This is a genomic window from Corallococcus terminator, assembly GCF_049194865.1.
Lineage (GTDB): Bacteria > Myxococcota > Myxococcia > Myxococcales > Myxococcaceae > Myxococcus > Myxococcus terminator_A.
In genome coordinates, this window is the sequence record NZ_JBLZWL010000018.1 from 1 (window position 1) to 16,973 (window position 16,973).

A 16,973-nucleotide genomic window follows, 5' to 3' on the forward strand; every position below is an offset into this window, starting at 1 on the left:
GGACGTCGCCGATGCCCGCCCGGTGGATGCCACCGAGCGGGTGACGCTGCTGGATGCGCTGCGTGGTTTCGCGCTGTGCGGCGTCTTCGTTTCCAACAGCGTGTCCTGGTTCAGCGGCCGGGTGATGATGCCGCGAGAGCAGGCTCAGGCCCTCTCAGCGCCCCTCTTCGAGATGGTGGTCGCGGGCCTCTACCAGTTCTTCGTGAACCAGAAGTTCGTGACGCTGTTCTCGTTCCTCTTCGGGCTGGGCTTCAGCATCCAGCTCGCCCGTGCGGAGGCGCGAGGCTCCTCGATTGTCAGGCTCTACTCGCGGCGCCTGCTGGTGCTGCTGGCGATAGGGATGACCCACCAGTACGCCATCTGGTGCGGTGACATCCTCCACACCTATGCGGTGGTGGGCTTCGGGCTGCTGTTGTTCCGGAACCGCTCGAACACGACGGTGCTCATCTGGGCGGTGGTGTTGATGGCGGTGGTGCCGCTGGCGATTCCGGCCCTGGAGCGCTTCATCCCCATCTGGCTGCACGGCGCGGAGGCCGCGGGAGAGGCGGCGAAGGCGGCCCGGGCCGTGGAGACGGCGTCTCGCACGCGGCTGTTCGAGGCGCTCTCCAGCGACTCGTTCTGGACGACGCTCGTGGGGATGGCCCGCTTCAACAACGAGTCGTTCGTGCGCATCAACCGGCTCGTCTGGATGAGCCTCATCCTGGGGCGGTTCTTGTTCGGCTTGCTCGCGGGCCGCTTCCTGTTGCTCCAGGACCTCGAAGGCAACCGCCATGTGCACCAGCGGCTGCTGTTCTGGGGGTTGTTCCTGGGCGTGATTGGCAACGGGCTGGGGCTGGTCGTCTGGCGGCTGCGCGCGATGGGGATGGGGGACCTCATCGACCGTGACTGGATGATGGTGGTGACCGTGGTCCAGGAGCTGGGCTGCTTGACGCTGGGCGGGGCCTACGTCGCCCTGTTCGCGCTGCTGTCCCGGCGTGGCTGGGTGCAGCGCGTCTTCAGCGTGTTGATGCCCGTGGGCAAGATGGCGCTGTCGAACTACCTGCTGCAGTCGGTGGTGAGCGTCTGGCTCTACAACGGCTGGGGTCTGGGCCTCATCGGGAAGCTCCCTCCGTCGACGAGCATCTTCCTGGCCCTGGGTATCTTCGCGGTGCAGATCGTCCTCAGTCATCTGTGGATGGCCCGCTTCCGCTTCGGTCCCGCCGAGTGGCTGTGGCGCTCGCTTACCTATGGCAAGGCCCAACCCATGCGACTGCCGACGAGCCACGGCGAGGTCGGCGCCGCGACGTCCCCTGGCTCGCTCCCATGAGGGACGCTTACCCGCGAGGCTTTTTCCTGGTGTGGCCGAGAGCTTCCGGCGCGCCCTGACGTGGAGGTTGTTCCATGACGCTGCGAACGCGAGGCGTGGTGTTGCTGCTGTCCGCCGTGGGGCTCGGTGCATGTGGTGGCGCGGAGGAGGGGCCTTCCTCGCCACCGCCCGAGTCGCCTGGAGTCATTGCTTCCGCCGTGGTGCCGCCCTGCACGGGCACCAATGCGTGGGCGACGATGGGACATGATGGACGGCGCTCCTTCACCTCGGATGGCTGTGCGTGGCATCCGCTGCGCAAGCTCTGGGAGTTCGCGCCCACCGCGGGGGCGGGGCGCTCCGTGCAAGGCGTGGAGCGGGCGGTGGCGGACACCGACGGCGTCTATCTGGCGTGGAATTCCAATCCCAACTACGTCGGCTCTGGTGGAAGCCCCGCCCTGGAGAAAATCGCCCCGGCCACGGGCGCCAGCGTGTGGAGCGTCGACCGGCAGCTCAATGACAACCGGGGCCACTGGCCCTCGTTCTTCGCGTACGAAAAGCTCGTCGGCGGCGGTGTCTACGAGGCGCGGGACGGCGTCGTCCGCAATGACGACGGCATCCGGACGTGGAGCAAGCAGTTCGGCGCCAACTACTACTCGGGCGGCACCACGCCCTATGCCGAGTACGAGCAGGCGAACAACGACAGCTGGGGCCAGACGCTGTCGGACGGCACACGCCTGTGGGTCTACAACCAGCTCCACTATCACGGCCCCAAGCTGGGCCTGCGCTCGTTTGACAAGCGCGGCAACACGCTGCTCGAGCTGAACACCTACGGGTACTACGGTGGCACGCGAGTCTTTCCCCAGCACCAGTGGGACACCGCGGAGGACCGGCTGGGCTCCATCGCCACCGACAACGGCTTCATCTACCTGGCCGCCATCTACAACTTCCAGTGCTCCACGAACTGCTCCGCGAGCGAGCCCCGTCCCTTCGCGTCGGGCCTGTTCGGTTGGGATATCGCCACCGGGACACCGCGCTGGCCTCGCGTCGCGCTGGAGCCCGCCAGCAACCTCAGCGTGGCGGGCAATCGCATCTACCTGTTGGAGCGGGACCTGGCCACCGGCACGGTGACCTTCAACATCCGCAATGCCGGTTACAATGGCGCCAGTCTCTTCCGGTCCCCGCCGTTTCCCAGCTCGCAAGTCACGGGATATCAAGCGCCCGTGCTCGTCGCGGGCCGAGCCATCATCGCCGTACAGGAGAGCTCCGGTCCCAATGCCGGCACCGTCCTCTATTCCTTCGACGCCATCTCCGGTGGCACGCCGCTGACGGCGGCGCTTCCGGGGGTCTACGATGTCATCGTCCCGTACTACGGGAGAGACCTCCTGGATTTTTCCACCACGCCCTTCGCGGGCAAGCGCAGCACGTCCATCGCCGCTGCCTCGGGGACGAAGGACGCAGCGAGTGTGAGTGTCCCCACGCTCGTCATCACCTCGCGTACGGGGCTGCACATCGTCGCCGTCTCGACACTCGCTGAGCTGTGGAGCGCCACCAAGCTCTCGTTGGTGGGGACGTCGGAGGGCGGCTCGCTCAGGGACCCTGTCATCGTGAAGGACCGGGTCTATGTGGTGGACCGGAACAAGGTATACGCGCTGGGGCTGTAGCCGAGGCGATGTCGCCCGGCTGGATGAGAGGAAGCATGATGCGACGGTGGGTGTTGCTGGTGTTCTGTGTCTCCACTCGCGTGTGGGCGCAGGACTATCGGGCTTGCAAGGAGCTGTTCGTGTCCCCGCTGGCGGTGAAGGTCGGGACGACGAACCCCGGTGGCTCGTCCTGGGATGAGGGCTCCGCGGTCGACCCTGAACTGTCGGCGATGGCCGTCGACGTCGAAGGTGCTTCACCCATCGTCATTGGCCCGAAGCAGGAGGACACCGGCTCCCTGGTGTGGAACAGCCTCTTCCTCGAAGAGACGCGCTCGGGAGCCTGGCTCCCGGTGGGCGTGGGGGGCTCGCTGAGCCTGCTGCTCACCGACTCGGACGAAGGCATGTCGGACTTCATCGGCGCCTTCGCCGTCACGGTACCGGACTCGCTCGCCAGCACGGGCACGGCGTTCCTCACGGTGCCCTCCAGCGGCGCACAGCAGGTGCCGCTCGCGCTGCGCATCTCCGCGTCCGATGGCAAGCGACCGTGCGCGGGGCTGGAGAAGGTGGGACCGGCCCGCTACGAGTTGCCCTCGCCCTCCTTCACCGCGCGGGTGGATGCGGCCCTGCTGGAGAAACTTCGCGCGGCCCAGCGCTGCAAGGCGGGGAGCACCCAGGCCGAGTGCAAGGCCGAGAGCTACGAGGTGCTCTACACGTCGGATTTGCTCAAGGACACCTGGGTGACCGTGGTGTCTGGCGGGCCGTTCGATGGTGGCTCGGGCAAGGTCTTCGCCGTGGCGTTGGGCATCGAGCCCGCGCGGCGGCAGGTGGCTCACGTGGGACGCTGCGACGCGCTGAAGAAGGCGCCTTCGCTGGGCGATGCGCTGTTCTGTCGGCAGGGCACCAAGGGGACGCTCATCGTCGTGGAGAAGGGCAAGGCCCGGACGCGGCCCGCCACGGCTCGTGAACTGGACGCGTTGAAGGACGAGGCTCCCGCGCCTGCGGCTCCCGCGCCCGAGGCTCCCACGCCTTGAGGCTGTCGCGGCTGGACGAGACGGCCGGAGCGAGAGGCTCCGGTCGTCGTCGCCGGTCGTCAGGCTTGTGGCCTCATCGTGGCGAGCACCGCTCCGATGCCGATGAGCGCGAGGCCTGACAGTCGCTCACGCCACACCATGGCGCGCGGTGAGCTGGAGACGCGTCCTCCGGCGACACCCAGCCATGCGTAGACGGCGAGCACCGGCACTTCCACGACGATGCAGGAGATGCCGTACACGGCGAACTGCAAGCCCGCGTGAGGTCCCGGAATGACGCGGGCGCGGCGTCCGCCCCTGGGGCCACCGCGCCGCTGGAATGGCGACGTTTCGAGGAGTGTCACCCGCGTGGGCTGTGGAGCGCCAGGGCGCAAACCAGGCGTTGCATCAGTCCGCACTCGTGCTCTGCTCCGCCTCCGGATGGGGCCGGGGCTCATGAGGAGCGTCACACGTGAAGAAGACGTACGTCGGAAGCTGCCACTGCGGGGCGGTCCGCTACGAAGCGGACGTCGACCTGAGCCAGGGCACCTACAAGTGCAACTGCTCCATCTGCACCAAGGCGCGGCTGTGGCACGTCGTCATCGGTCCCGAGGACTTCCGCCTCCTGGCCGGTGAGTCCGAGCTCACCGAGTACCAGTTCCACACCAAGCAACTCCATCACCTGTTCTGCAAGCGCTGTGGCGTGCACTCCTTTGGTTGGGGTGACGACACGGACCTGGGGAAGTTCTACACCGTCAAGGTCAACTGCCTCGACGACGTGGACCTCGACGAGCTGCTGCGCTCTCCCCTCACCTACGTCAACGGGCGGGACGGCGACTCCAAGAAGCCGCCGGCCGAGGTCCGTCATCTCTGAACCCGTAGGTACGAACGGAACGATGCCCATGAAGCTCTATGACGAACTGGCCGAGTGGTGGCCCCTGGTCTCTCCCCCGAGCGACTACGCGGAGGAGGCGTCCGAGTACCGCCGCCTGCTGCGTGCGGGCGCGACGGGCCCGTTGGTGACCTTGCTGGAGCTGGGCAGCGGGGGAGGCAACAACGCCAGCTTCCTCAAGCACGACTTCCAGCTCACGCTGGTGGAGCCCTCGGAGGGCATGCGCAAGCACAGCCGCGAGCTCAATCCCGAATGCGAGCACCTGCCCGGTGACATGCGGACCGTGCGCCTGGGTCGCGAGTTCGACGCCGTGTTCATCCATGACGCCGTCGAGTACATGACCACGGAGGCGGACCTGCGCGCGGCGCTGGAGACGGCGGCCCTGCACCTGCGCCCGGGTGGCGTCGTCCTGGTGGCCCCGGATGCGACGCAAGAGAGCTTCGAGCCGGGTTCAATCACGGAAGGGGGCGACGAGCCCGAGGTGCCGGGGCAGGGCTCGCGCTCGCTGCGCTACCTCATGTGGACGTTGCCGAAGAAGCCGGGGAGCGCGACCTCGGAGACCCACTTCGCGATGTTGCTGAAGGAGCGTGACGGCAGCGTCCGCTCCGTCCACGACGTGCACCTGCATGGCCTCTTTTCGAGGGCGACGTGGCTGCGCCTCTTCGACGAGCTGGGGCTTGATGCGCGCCTGGAGACTCGCACCCTGGAGGGGACGCCGTACGACACCTTCGTCGCCGTCAAGCGTCGCTAGCCGTGCCACACCAGGGGGGCGTCCCTGACGCCGGCAGATCCACCGCCGGTGATACATCGCTGAGACAAGGCACTGAAATCACGGGGAAGTGAAACCTTCTCGCAACCTTGTACTCCCTCGGGGCGATAATCCTGAAGCGCGCCGTCCACGCTCTCCATCGGGATCCCCCACCATGGCCTCCAAGATCAGCGACCCGCCTCGTCCTCTACCTACCGCGACGACGCGAACCCCGGCCACGAAGGCTCCCCAGCCCTCGGAGACGGCGAACAAGGTCACGACGCCCGACCTGAAGTGGAACAAGGACCGGTTCGAGCCGGGCAAGGCCCAGCCGCTGCCGCTGCCCAAGCCGCCGACGTCGTCGCAGCCCCTGCCCACGGATCCGAAGCCGCTGCCGCTGCCCAAGCCGCCCTCGCAGCCGCAGCTGCCTACGAACCCGCTGCCCCTGCCGCTGCCGCAGCTCCCGACGCACCCGCAGCTGCCCACGAACCCGCTGCCCCTGCCGCTGCCGCAGCTCCCGACGCACCCCCAGCTGCCCACGAACCCGCTGCCCCTGCCGCTGCCGCAGCTCCCGACGCACCCCCAGCTGCCCACGAACCCGCTGCCCCTGCCGCTGCCGCAGCTCCCGACGGACCCTCAGGTTCCGACGAACCCGCTGCCCTTGCCGCTGCCGCAGCTCCCGACGGACCCTCAGGTCCCGACGAATCCCCTGCCCCTGCCGCTGCCCCAGCTTCCCGGGCCCGGCCCCGTGGAGCCCACCCCCGAGCCGAAGCCCGAGCCGTCCATCACCGACTCGGACCCGATGACGCACATCGCGTACCTCGCCTCGGATGAACTCCAGGGCCGCGACAGCCCGTCGGCGGGGCTCGACGCTGCCTCCGCGTACGTGCAGGCGCATGTCGAGAAGTACGGCCTCGTGGGCCCCAACAGCAACAACCCGGAGAACCCCTTCCAGCAGAAGTTCGACGTGTTCTCCTTCGCCGGCAAGCCGGAGGCCTCGGCCACGGGTGACGCCCACGCGCATGACCACGCGGAGCACAAGCAGTTCGGCCACCAGCTCTTCCAGGAGGGGTTCTACCTGGAGGATGGGATGCCCCGCGAGACGCTCGAGATGCTCAACAAGAAGTACGAGAGCACGATGAAGGCGGAGGGACAGCCCCTCACGCCCGCGCGTGGCGGTGAGCTGCGAAGCGTGGAGGAGCTGCGCGCGCTGGCCACGGAGTCCGGCCAGGCGGTGAACACGATGGCGCTGCTGCCCGGCACCGGGCCAAACAAGAACGAGGTCATCGTGGTGATGGCCCACCTGGACCACGTGGGCACGGACCGTCGCGGCAACATCCACAACGGCGCGGACGACAACGCGTCCGGCAGCGCGGTGCTGATGGCGGCGGTGCCGGAGCTGGCCGAGGCGCAGAAGCGCGGCGAGCTGGACCGTTCCATCCTCTTCATCTGGACGGGTGCCGAGGAGAAGGGCCTGGTCGGCTCGCAGTACTTCGTCGACCACCCGATTCCGGGGCTGAGCACGGAGCAGATCTCCGGCGTCGTCAACGTGGACATGGTGGGCCGCTGGGACGACCAGCGCCTGTCCGTCGTGGACACCGACCGCAGGGGCCAGGCGAACTACTTCCGTGACGTGGTGGACCAGGCCAACGCACAGCTCCCGGACCCGTTCGACCGCATCAACCGCGACATCAACGTGTACCGGGACCGCCAGGACGGCGCCGTCTTCGGCCGCAAGGGCGAGGACGTCCTCTTCCTCTTCGAGGGCCTGTCCAACCCCAAGGGCGGCGGCGACCTCATCCCCGAGTACCACGAGCCCGGAGACGACATCGACCTCATCATCCGCGACAACGGCGGCGAGAAGCCGCGCCGGGTCAAGGACCTGATGGTCAACGTCATCGAGCTGGCCGCCAACCGGACCACCGCCAAGGAGTAACGTCCGCTCGGACGTGAAGCCGCTGGCCCCCGCGTCCTCGGAGGCCAGCGCGCACCCCCAGGGGCTTGTCCCCAGGTCATCGCCCGTCGAGACTCGATGCCATGTCCGCAGGTACTCCATCGCCGCGTCCGTGGTTCGCCTTCTCCGTCGACCTGTCCCCCGCGACGGCGCGTGAGCGCCTGCCGGGCCTGCCCTCCGCGCCCACACTGCCGGAAGGGGAGCTGGCCGAGGCACTCGACGTGGACGTCGTCTACGACGTGCCCTCGCTGGCCTGGGGCGGCAAGGTGGCCCGGCTGGTGGATGCCCCGGGCAAGTCCCTCCCCGGACTGCTGCGGCGCGTGTCAGCGGAGACGTGGGACGCCGTGAGCCGGCTGGAATCGGTGCTCGCCGAGGCCACCACGTCCCGGACCGTCAAGGTGCGCACGGCCACCGGCACCGTGCTCTCCGCCCATGCCTTCACCGCGCCGGCCCGTAGTGGCCCTCCCGCCCAGGGCCCCGTCAGCGAGGCCTTCCTCGTCACCGTGGCCCTGGCGGCCGAACGGGCGGGCCTCCCGGCGGACTACGTGGAGCGCCTCCAGGCCGAGGCCCACATCGTGGGAACGCTCCAACAGGCGAAGGCGGACGCACGCTCTGTCCCAGGCTCCCCCGCGAAGAAGCCGTGATCTCCACTTTCTGGAAAAAATGCAGGGCGATGACGCAACCCGGTGTCGCTCGCGACCGACCATAGCTCTACCAGGGCCTCATTCCGTTCCTCTCCTGGGCGGCCCAAGGATGCCTTCCGCATGACGACGCTGCGACCCACTGCTCGTGCCAGCACCCCGCCCACCGCCACCACGGTGGCCACGGCGGACGCCGCGTCCACCAACGTCGTGACGCCGAAGGGGGGCAGCTGGAACCGCTCCACCGCTCGCGAGGTCCCCATCGCCGAGCTCCAGGCCAAGTTCGGTTGGACCGAGCAGAGCTGGGAGACCGGGCTGCTGAAGGCGGCGGACGCGGCGGGCACCAAGACGCGCGGGGGCAACGGCCAGGTGTCCGCGGCCGAAATCCAGGCCTACCTCTCGGCGCCCACGGACGGCCGCTACCTCACCTCCACGGCGCTCCAGCAGGGCCGAGCCGCGGTGGACGCGAAGCTCGCCAAGGGCGGCGGCGCGCCCGTGGACGTGGATGCCTTCGACTCCAAGTGGCAGGACGGGCTGGCGAAGCGCGCCGACCTCCTGGGCGGCAACAGCGACGGCAAGGTCAGCCAGGATGAGCTGGCGGCCTACATCCAGAAGTCCAAGGCCAACCAGGTGGACGACACGCGGTGGGTGCCGGACCAGCAGATGGCCACCTTCCAGAGCCGCGTCGCGGAGGCCGCTGGAGAGGCGGACCCGCTGCGTCCCACGGGCGGCGAGGGCAAGGGGATGGAGCTGGTGAAGCAGTACTCGCGACTGCTGCTGGATGAGGGGAAGAACATCCCCACCTTCGTGAGCTACCTGCTGACCGCCGCCGACATCAAGGAGACGCCGGCCGAGGTGAACCGCACGAAGAGCACCTTCGTGAGGGACCCGGTGTTGGGCGCCAACGGCGTCTCGGAGTCCGACTACAACCACACGGGCTTCGACCGTGGGCACATGAAGGCCGCCGACGACTCTCCCAACCAGGAGGCGATGAACGAGAGTCACCAGATGACCAACATCGCCCCCCAGTACGGCAACCACAACCAGCAGGTGTGGAAGACGCTGGAGCGGGCCGTGACGGACCTGGTGAAGGAGTCCGGTGGCAAGGCGCACATCCTGACCGGCAACCTGTTCCTGGGCGCGGACGGCAAGCCGCTGCCTCCGGAGTCGGTGGAGACGATGGGCGCCAAGGACCGCAAGATCGCCGTGCCCACGCACAACTTCAAGACGGTGCTGCTGGAGCTGCCCAACGGCAACGTGACGATGTTCGCGTACATGGTGCCCAACGTGAAGGACGGGCCCTCGAAGAAGGACGCCATCGTCCCGCTGCTGGAGTCCTCGCGCGTGCCGGTGGACCAGCTCGAGAAGCTGTTGGGGCAGGACCTATACGCGCAGCTCCCCAAGAGCGTGCAGGAGAAGCTGGAGAAGGACACGTCGGCCCCCGGTGCCTTCCAGCTCCAGGGCAGCAAGTACGAGTCCGTCACGCTGCTCACGAAGCGGTAGTCCCTCCCGAGCACCGGGCCCTCTCCCACGGGCCCGGTGGCGCGCTGTCCGCCCTCAGGGCGTGGGCAGCGAGATGTAGTGCTTGCCCAGCTCGTTCAGGACGCCGGGCGCGCCCAGGAGGCTCGCGAAGCACGGGTCATTGGTCCACCGTCCGGTGAACCACGCGTAGCGGAACACGTCCGCCCGGCGCTCGCAGACGGCCACCATCTCCGTCATCTGCGCCTTCGCCTTGGCGACCGAGTCGATCTGCGCGCCGTCCTGCTGCTGGTGGCAGTTGGCGAACTCGGTGACCCAGAACGGCTTGCCGTATTTGGTGAGGCGGTTGAGCTGGCCGTCGAGTCCGTAGTCGTACCAGTGGAACGCCAGGTAATCGATGCGCGGCTCGCGGTTGCCGTTCTCCGCGCGGTAGGTGGCGAAGAAGGCATCCAGCCAGACCACCGGGTCCGAGTACCCCGACACCGTGCCCCAGTTCATCGCCGGGCCCACCAGCTTCACGCCCGTGTTGGCGGCGACGCTCTCGTACCGGGGCCACAGCCGCGCGGCGGCCTGCGGCGACATGTTCGCCTGATCTCGCAGGTTCGGCTCGTTGAGCAGCAGCAGGTATTCGATGTGGGGATTGTCCCGGAGCATCGTCTCGATGCGCGCGGCGTCGAAGTCGCCGTTCCAGAGCATGGGGATGAAGTCCATGCCGTAGCGGGTGCGGAAGTCCGTCGGCACGTTGGCATGGGGACGGGGGCTCCAGTTGTACCACCAGCTCACGCCCGGAGAGACGGCCGCCAGGTCCTCGGGCGTCGCCAGGTCGAAGGCGATGCCGCGCTTGGCGCTCTTGATGAGCGGAGGCGTCTGGGTGCCCGCGTCGTCGCCATTGGAGGGACGCCCGGGCTTGATGGGGTCCGCCGGGTCGCAACCCAGGAGCAGGAACAACGCGATGGAGAATGGTGCGAGCCAGCGTCTCATGTGCCGTCACCTCCGCCCGCGAGGGCGCGTGGAGACGGTCATCCTAGTGCGAGGAATGGAGCGGTGCGGCTCTTCGATGAGGCGGCGACCTGCGCGGGTGTACCCGCCGCGACGATGTGGCCGCCTTCGTCCCCGGCGCCAGGCCCCAGGTCGATGACCCAGTCGCTCGCGGCGACGACGCGCATGTCGTGCTCCACGAGGATGACGGTGTTGCCCGCCTCCACCAGTCCGTCGAGCTGCGCCATCAGCTTGTCCACGTCCGAGGGGTGCAGGCCCGTGGTGGGCTCATCCAGGACATAGAGCGAGTGGCCGCGCTGCGTGCGTTGAAGCTCCGTGGCCAGCTTGATGCGCTGGGCCTCGCCGCCGGACAGCTCCGTCGCGGGTTGTCCCAGGCGCAGGTAGCCCAGGCCCACCTCGCGCAGGACGCCGAGGGCGCGGTGGACGTGGGGCTCCTCGGTGAAGAACGCATGGGCCGCGTCCACCGTCATGCCCAGCACGTCGGCGATGTTCTTTCCCCGGTAGCGAATCTCCAGCGTCTTCGCGTTGTAGCGGGCGCCGTGGCAGGTGGGGCAGGGCGCGTAGACGCTGGGCAGGAACAAGAGCTCCACGCTCACGAAGCCCTCGCCCTCGCACGTCTCGCAGCGGCCCTTGGCCACGTTGAAGGAGAAGCGCCCGGCGTCGTACTTGCGCGTTCTGGCGGCCGGCGTCGCGGCGAAGAGCTTTCGGACATGGTCGAACAGGCCCGTGTACGTCGCCAGGTTGGAGCGCGGCGTGCGGCCGATGGGCTTCTGGTCCACCCGCACCATCCGGTGGATGCCCTCCAGTCCCTCGGTGATTCGGCCACCGGTAGTCAGCACTTCGGAGCGCTCCAGCGGCTCGCCTTCCTCCTCTTCCTCGGGAGGCTCGTGGCCCAGGTGCGCGGCCACCAGCTCCACCAGCACCTGGCTCACCAGGCTCGACTTGCCGGAGCCGGAGATGCCCGTCACGGTGGTGAAGACGCCCAGCGGAAAGTCGGCGCTCAGTCCCCGCAGGTTGTTGCGGGAGACGCCTCGCAGGCGCAGCCATCCCTTTGGAGTGCGCGGGGGGCGCGGGCGCGAAGGCTCAGCGCCGAAGAGATAGAGCCGCGTCTGGGACGCCTCCACTCCCTGAAGTCCGTCGAGCGGACCGCTGTAGAGGACCTGACCCCCTTGTTCTCCCGCGGCCGGGCCCACGTCGATGACCCAGTCCGCGTGGCGGATGACGTCCACCTCGTGCTCCACCACGAACAGCGAGTTGCCGGAGCCCTTCAGCGAGTCGAGCGCCCTGAGCAGCGCCTGGGTGTCGGCGGGATGCAGGCCCGCGGAGGGCTCGTCCAGCACGTACACCACACCGAACAGGTTGGAGCGCACCTGGGTGGCCAGCCGGAGCCGCTGCAGCTCACCCGGAGAGAGCGTGGGCGTGGCGCGCTCCAGTGACAGATAGCCGAGGCCCAGCTCCAGCAGGACGTGCAGCCGCTCCACCAGGTCCTTGGCGATGCGCTCCGTGACGAGCGCCTTCTCGGGGTGCTCTCGCGTGAGCTTCTTCAGCGGGGACGCCGTCCCTTCCGCGTAGGGCTGGAGCAGGGTGGCGACGCGCTTGAGCGGCAGGCGTGACAGCTCTCCGTAGTCCAGTCCCGCGAAGGTGACGGAGAGGGACTCGGGGCGCAGCCGCTTGCCGTGGCAGACGCGGCACTCGCCGCTCTCCAGGTAGCGCGACACGCGCTTCTTGATGAGCGGGCTCTGCGTCGTGGCGAAGGTCTGCAGCACGTAGCGCCTCGCGCCGGTGAACGTGCCCATGTAGCTGGGGGCCGTCTTGCGCTTGAGGGCCTGTCGTGTCTCGGCCGGGGTGAAGCCCGCGTACACGGGGACGGTGGGCTGCTCGTCCGTGAAGAGAATCCAGTCGCGGTCCTTCTTGGGCAAATCCCGCCAGGGCGTGTCCACGTCGTAGCCAAGCGACACCAGGATGTCGCGCAGGTTCTGTCCGTGCCACGCGGGCGGCCATCCGGCGACGGCCCGCTCCCGGATGGTGAGCGAGTCATCTGGCACCAGGGTCCGCTCCGTCACCTCGTAGACGCGACCGAGGCCGTGACAGTTGGGACACGCGCCCGCTGGCGTGTTGGGTGAGAAGGCGTCGGAGTCGAGGTGGGGTTGGTTCGGCGGATAGGTGCCGGCGCGCGAGTACAAGAGGCGCAGGGAGTTCGACAGCGTCGTCACGCTGCCCACCGACGAGCGCGTCGTGGGGGCACCCCGGTGTTGCTGGAGCGCGACGGCGGGGGGGAGACCCTCAATCGAGTCCACCTCGGGGATGCCTGCCTGGTCGATGAGGCGCCGAGCGTACGGGGCCACGGATTCGAAGTAGCGGCGCTGGGCCTCCGCGTAGAGCGTCCCGAAGGCCAGGGAGGACTTGCCCGAGCCGGAGACTCCCGTGAAGACGACCAGGGCGTCGCGGGGCAGGTCCACGTCCACGTGCTTCAGGTTGTGCTCCCGGGCGCCACGGACGCGGACGAAGCCTGCTCGCGTGTCGCTGGAGCTACCTGTGACGTGGAGACGGCGGGGTCGGCTCATGAGGGACGCTCCTCCGGGCGTCCTACCGAATCTGATGCCGGAAGGCGTGGAGGAACAGGCTCCGACCGACGGAGCGTGTGTTCGAGGCCGTGGGGTTGCCCGCCAGGAGCACCCGCCCTACGCGGTCCGAGGGCGGCGGCCCGCGCCCAGGAACCCTCCCACGGCCCACCGGAAGAGCATGGCGACCAACGCCAGGGCTCCCGAGGCCAGCGCCGCACAGGTAGGGATGAACATGAAGGTGATGATCACGTAGGGGTCCCTGCTCACCGTTCCCCAGGCGTGGATCTGGGCGGCCAGGGCCAGCACGGGCGCGCTGATGGCACCCGTCCAGAGGCCCCACTTCACGGAGGGCGTCCTGGGCGCCAGGTCGGCGACGATGACTCCCACGCCGACAAGGAGGACCAGCGGGATGACGGTGAGGGGGATGACGCTGAACGCGTCATGTCCATTGACGCGGACGTCGATGAGGCGCTTCGCCACTGCCCCGACAAGCGGATGGACGATGACTCCGAGGATTGTGGCGGCGACCATGGCTTGGAGCGATTTCATGTGGCCTCCTTCTTCCTACGTGTGCCGCACACCGTACGGGGTCCCCATGAGTTCCGGTGGGAACTAATCAGACGCTCATCAATCACTCAGGGTTATCAATGGAGTCACGGTTCTGGGGCTCGGTGCGGCGACAGCTCCTGGGTGAGCCGCGAGCCGTCAGTCGAGCAACTGCATCAGGTCCGCGCGGGTGATGGCGGCGCCCCCCGAGGCACCTCCACCGAGCGCCGACTCGAACAGCGCGCGCTTCTTGTCCTGGAGCGTGAGGATCTTCTCCTCCACCGTGCCCTGGGACACCAGCCGGTACACCATGACGGGGCGCTGCTGACCGATGCGATGCGCGCGGTCCGCGGCCTGGTTCTCCACGGAGGGGTTCCACCACGGGTCCACCAGGAACACGTGGTCCGCCGCCGTGAGATTCAACCCCGTGGCGCCCGCCTTCAGCGAGATGAGCATCACCGGCGGGCCCTTCGGGTCCTGGAAGGTCTCCGCCACGGCGCCGCGATTGGACGTGCTTCCGTCCAGGCGGATGAAGCCGATGTCGGCCTCCTTCAGCGCCGGCTCGATGAGGTCCAGCATGGACGTCCACTGCGAGAAGACGAGCGCCTTGTGTCCGTCCTCCACCGCGGTGCTGAGCGCCTCCAGGAGCGCCTGGACCTTGGACGACGTCTTCGCGTGCTGCCCCGGGACGAGCGCGGGATGGCACGCGGCCTGACGCAGCCGCAGCAGGGCCTCCAGCGCCTTGAGCACGCTGCCGCCCGCCTCGAGCTGGGACACCACCTCTTCGCGGGTGGCGGAGTACACCGCGTCGTAGACGGCGCGCTCGTGCTCGCTGAGCGTGACGTGACGCACGGACTCCGTGCGCGGCGGAAGCTCAGGGGCCACGTCCCGCTTGAGCCTGCGCAGCACGAAGGGACGGATGCGCGCGCGCAGTCGCTCGGCGGCGCCCTTGTGGTTGTCACCGACGGGCCGTGCCCAGCGCTCCTCGAACTCCTTGCGCCCGCCGAGCAGCCCCTGGTTGGTGAAGTGCATCAGGCTCCACAGCTCCTCGAGCCGGTTCTCGATGGGCGTGCCGCTGAGCGCCAGGCGGAACGTCGCCTCCAGCCCGTATGCCGCGCGCGCCACCTGGCTGTCGGGGTTCTTGATGGCCTGGGCCTCGTCGAGCACCACCATGTCCCACGTCTTCGCGCCGAGCACCTCCGCGTCCAGCCGCATCAGCGCGTAGGTGGTGAGCGTCACGTCGGCCGTCTCGTCCAGGGAGCGTCCGGGGCCGTGGTACACGGACACCTTCAGCGAGGGACGGAAGCGCTTCACCTCCGCGTGCCAGTTGGGGAGCACGCTGGTGGGCGCGACGACGAGCGTGCCCTTGCCCACCATGCAGATGGTCTGCAGCGTCTTGCCCAGCCCCATGTCGTCCGCGAGCACGCCGCCCAGGCCTGCCTGACGCAAGAAGGTGAGCCAGCTCACGCCCTGGAGCTGGTACGGCCGCAGCGTCGCCGTGAGGTCCGCCGGGAGCCGTGGGTCGGGGAGCTTCTCGAAGCCTTGCACCAGGGGCGCCAGCCGCTCCAGGCCGGGCGGAGACGGATGCTCCAGCGCCTCGCACAAGTCCGTGAGCTGGGGGATGGCGTGGTTGGCGAGCCGCCCATCCGAGCCGCGCGCCGCCAAGAGGTCCGTCACGCGCTGGCCATGTGACTTCAGCCACGCGGTGGGCAGCGGCGCCCAGCCACCGCCCTGCAGGGGCACCAGGCCGAGCCCTTCTTCCCACGCCTTCATCACCGCGCCCGCGTCCACCGTGCGCGGCGCATCAGGTCCCGCGCCCTCCACCTGGAAGTCGAACGAGAAGTCGACGCGCGGGGCCCCCGCCTCGGTGGTCCCCGCCTTCACGTCGAGCATGGGGCGCAGCTTCACGTCGGGACTGACGAAGCGCGCCGCGTCCCCGGTGAGTCCGCCACGCCAGCGCCGCAGCTTGTCGGCGAGCTGCAAGGCCTCCTGGCCCTGCACCGTCACCCGACGACCGGGGACCATGTTCAGCTCGTCGCGCAGGCCGTGGATGAGCTGCTGCTCCGCGGGCTCGTTGCGCACGGGCACCGCGCCCGTGAGGTACACCATGCGCCCGTTGTCGATGCGCACCGTGGGCGGTGAGCCGTACACGAGGGTGGGCAGCACGGAGAGCCCCGTGCCCAACGGGTCCAGCTCCAGCGAGATGCGCGGCTTGAGCGTGCGGTCGATGCGCGGGAGGCGCTGACTCTTCACGTCCACGGGCAGGCGACGGGCCATCTCCGGCAGCACCTTGCCGGTGAGGTCTCCCATCTGGTCGGGCGAGAAGACTCGCTCCTGGGGCAGGTTCTCCAGCCGCGAGCCGGTGAGCGACTGCTCGCCCATGCGGAAGAGGATGCCACCGCCCACCGCCACGCCGGGGCTGACGACTTCGGTGGCGCGCGGGTCCCTGTCCACCTTCAGCACCGTCTGTTCGCCCCGGTCCTCCACGGTGACGCGAGGCAGGAGCAGCTCGCTGGATATCGAGACCAGGTTTCCGTCGAAGAGCACCGTGCGCGCGGGCTCCAGCGCGCGCAGCAGCGCCTCCAGGCGCTCCGGTGGCAGCGCGCCGCGCGTGGGCTTCGCGAGCAGCGCGTCGGCCACACGGTCGCAAGGCTCCACCTGGATGCGGGCGGCCTCCACCGGGTTCGTCAGCAGCGAGGAGAGGCTGCGCGCCAGCAGTCGCGCCGTGTTGTCGGGCCGGACCACCAGGCGCTCGAGCTGGAGACCTCCGTCCACGCGCTTGAAGCGGTACACCATCCGCTCCGGCTTCGGCGCGGCGCCGGGACGCGGGGCGGACGGAGCCGCCGGGCGAGCGGGCGCGGAGACGGGCGGACGGGCGGGTGGACGCGCGGGCGCGGCGGGGCGGGCCGGCGCGGCCTTCTGCGAGGAGTGGTGGAGGAAGAGGGCGGCGGCCACCACGTGCTCGCACGGGTCCACCTTGCCCTTGCAGTCGCACTCCCAGATTTCGTCCTCGGGATAGAGGACGGTCGTCACCGGCGCGGGGCGGCCGGTGGCGCGCACGCGCAGCACCGTCTCCTCTTCACCGACGGACTGCACCGAGACGGCGCCGGCACGAGCGAGGCCCATGCCGACGGACCAGGTCTCCTGGCGCGCTTCCTCCTGGATGGCTTCGAGCAGGTCGGCGGTCGCGGACATACGAGGACCGCCTCCCTAGCTCC

Annotated in this window: 13 protein-coding genes; 8 read left to right on the top strand and 5 right to left on the bottom strand. The window is 69.0% G+C overall.

The window, feature by feature from the left end; genetic code table 11:
• The 3 genes from ACN469_RS09070 to ACN469_RS09080 all read left to right on the top strand — a co-directional run.
• Positions 1–1,306 (top strand): DUF418 domain-containing protein (locus ACN469_RS09070; RefSeq protein WP_498766185.1); only part of this gene is annotated, 1,306 nt, incomplete at its 5' end.
• A 74-nt stretch (positions 1,307–1,380) separates the two neighbouring features.
• The gene (locus ACN469_RS09075; RefSeq protein ID WP_498766187.1) at positions 1,381–2,946 is read left to right on the top strand and encodes a hypothetical protein; all 1,566 of its coding nucleotides are present in this window, start codon (positions 1,381–1,383) and stop codon (positions 2,944–2,946) included.
• A gap of 35 nt (positions 2,947–2,981) precedes the next feature.
• Positions 2,982–3,956: a hypothetical protein gene (locus ACN469_RS09080; RefSeq protein ID WP_498766189.1), complete on the top strand. Its 975-nt coding sequence runs from the start codon at positions 2,982–2,984 to the stop codon at positions 3,954–3,956.
• 59 nt (positions 3,957–4,015) lie between these two features.
• Here ACN469_RS09080 and ACN469_RS09085 read toward each other — a convergent pair whose 3' ends face one another.
• Positions 4,016–4,207, bottom strand: a complete 192-nt coding sequence (locus ACN469_RS09085; RefSeq protein ID WP_498766191.1) for a hypothetical protein — start codon at positions 4,205–4,207, stop codon at positions 4,016–4,018.
• Positions 4,208–4,404: 197 nt separating this feature from the next.
• On the opposite strand from ACN469_RS09085, the gene ACN469_RS09090 reads away from it, so the two are divergent.
• The 5 genes from ACN469_RS09090 to ACN469_RS09110 all read left to right on the top strand — a co-directional run bounded on the left by ACN469_RS09090 (position 4,405) and on the right by ACN469_RS09110 (position 9,670).
• Positions 4,405–4,806, top strand: coding sequence for a GFA family protein (locus ACN469_RS09090; RefSeq protein ID WP_498766193.1), 402 nt, complete (start codon positions 4,405–4,407; stop codon positions 4,804–4,806).
• Between the two features lie 28 nt (positions 4,807–4,834).
• Positions 4,835–5,575: a class I SAM-dependent methyltransferase gene (locus ACN469_RS09095; RefSeq protein WP_498766195.1), complete on the top strand. Its 741-nt coding sequence runs from the start codon at positions 4,835–4,837 to the stop codon at positions 5,573–5,575.
• A gap of 172 nt (positions 5,576–5,747) precedes the next feature.
• Positions 5,748–7,508: a M28 family metallopeptidase gene (locus ACN469_RS09100; RefSeq protein WP_498766197.1), complete on the top strand. Its 1,761-nt coding sequence runs from the start codon at positions 5,748–5,750 to the stop codon at positions 7,506–7,508.
• A 101-nt stretch (positions 7,509–7,609) separates the two neighbouring features.
• Complete coding sequence (locus ACN469_RS09105) at positions 7,610–8,170, top strand: gamma-glutamylcyclotransferase (protein WP_498766199.1); 561 nt, start codon at positions 7,610–7,612, stop codon at positions 8,168–8,170.
• A 120-nt stretch (positions 8,171–8,290) separates the two neighbouring features.
• Entirely contained in the window at positions 8,291–9,670 is a 1,380-nt protein-coding gene (locus ACN469_RS09110; RefSeq protein ID WP_498766201.1) for a DNA/RNA non-specific endonuclease, read from the top strand.
• 54 nt (positions 9,671–9,724) lie between these two features.
• On the opposite strand, the gene ACN469_RS09115 is transcribed toward ACN469_RS09110, so the two are convergent.
• The 4 genes from ACN469_RS09115 to ACN469_RS09130 all read right to left on the bottom strand — a co-directional run bounded on the left by ACN469_RS09115 (position 9,725) and on the right by ACN469_RS09130 (position 16,950).
• On the bottom strand, positions 9,725–10,627 hold the full coding sequence (locus ACN469_RS09115) for a glycosyl hydrolase (RefSeq protein ID WP_498766203.1): 903 nt from the start codon (positions 10,625–10,627) through the stop codon (positions 9,725–9,727).
• Positions 10,628–10,665: 38 nt separating this feature from the next.
• On the bottom strand, positions 10,666–13,209 hold the full coding sequence (gene uvrA / locus ACN469_RS09120; RefSeq protein WP_498766205.1) for an excinuclease ABC subunit UvrA: 2,544 nt from the start codon (positions 13,207–13,209) through the stop codon (positions 10,666–10,668).
• Positions 13,210–13,326: 117 nt separating this feature from the next.
• Complete coding sequence (locus tag ACN469_RS09125) at positions 13,327–13,758, bottom strand: hypothetical protein (protein WP_498766207.1); 432 nt, start codon at positions 13,756–13,758, stop codon at positions 13,327–13,329.
• 156 nt (positions 13,759–13,914) lie between these two features.
• Positions 13,915–16,950, bottom strand: coding sequence for an SNF2-related protein (locus ACN469_RS09130; RefSeq protein ID WP_498766209.1), 3,036 nt, complete (start codon positions 16,948–16,950; stop codon positions 13,915–13,917).
• Positions 16,951–16,973 lie beyond the last annotated feature (23 nt).

Bases quoted from the DNA above. Each gene is read 5' to 3' on its own strand.
- ACN469_RS09075 (WP_498766187.1), top strand. From the start codon at position 1,381: ATGACGCTGCGAACGCGAGGCGTGGTGTTGCTGCTGTCCGCCGTGGGG.
- ACN469_RS09080 (WP_498766189.1), top strand. From the start codon at position 2,982: ATGATGCGACGGTGGGTGTTGCTGGTGTTCTGTGTCTCCACTCGCGTG.
- ACN469_RS09095 (WP_498766195.1), top strand. From the start codon at position 4,835: ATGAAGCTCTATGACGAACTGGCCGAGTGGTGGCCCCTGGTCTCTCCC.
- ACN469_RS09100 (WP_498766197.1), top strand. From the start codon at position 5,748: ATGGCCTCCAAGATCAGCGACCCGCCTCGTCCTCTACCTACCGCGACG.
- ACN469_RS09105 (WP_498766199.1), top strand. From the start codon at position 7,610: ATGTCCGCAGGTACTCCATCGCCGCGTCCGTGGTTCGCCTTCTCCGTC.
- ACN469_RS09110 (WP_498766201.1), top strand. From the start codon at position 8,291: ATGACGACGCTGCGACCCACTGCTCGTGCCAGCACCCCGCCCACCGCC.
- ACN469_RS09115 (WP_498766203.1), bottom strand. From the start codon at position 10,627: ATGAGACGCTGGCTCGCACCATTCTCCATCGCGTTGTTCCTGCTCCTG.
- uvrA (WP_498766205.1), bottom strand. From the start codon at position 13,209: ATGAGCCGACCCCGCCGTCTCCACGTCACAGGTAGCTCCAGCGACACG.
- ACN469_RS09125 (WP_498766207.1), bottom strand. From the start codon at position 13,758: ATGAAATCGCTCCAAGCCATGGTCGCCGCCACAATCCTCGGAGTCATC.
- ACN469_RS09130 (WP_498766209.1), bottom strand. From the start codon at position 16,950: ATGTCCGCGACCGCCGACCTGCTCGAAGCCATCCAGGAGGAAGCGCGC.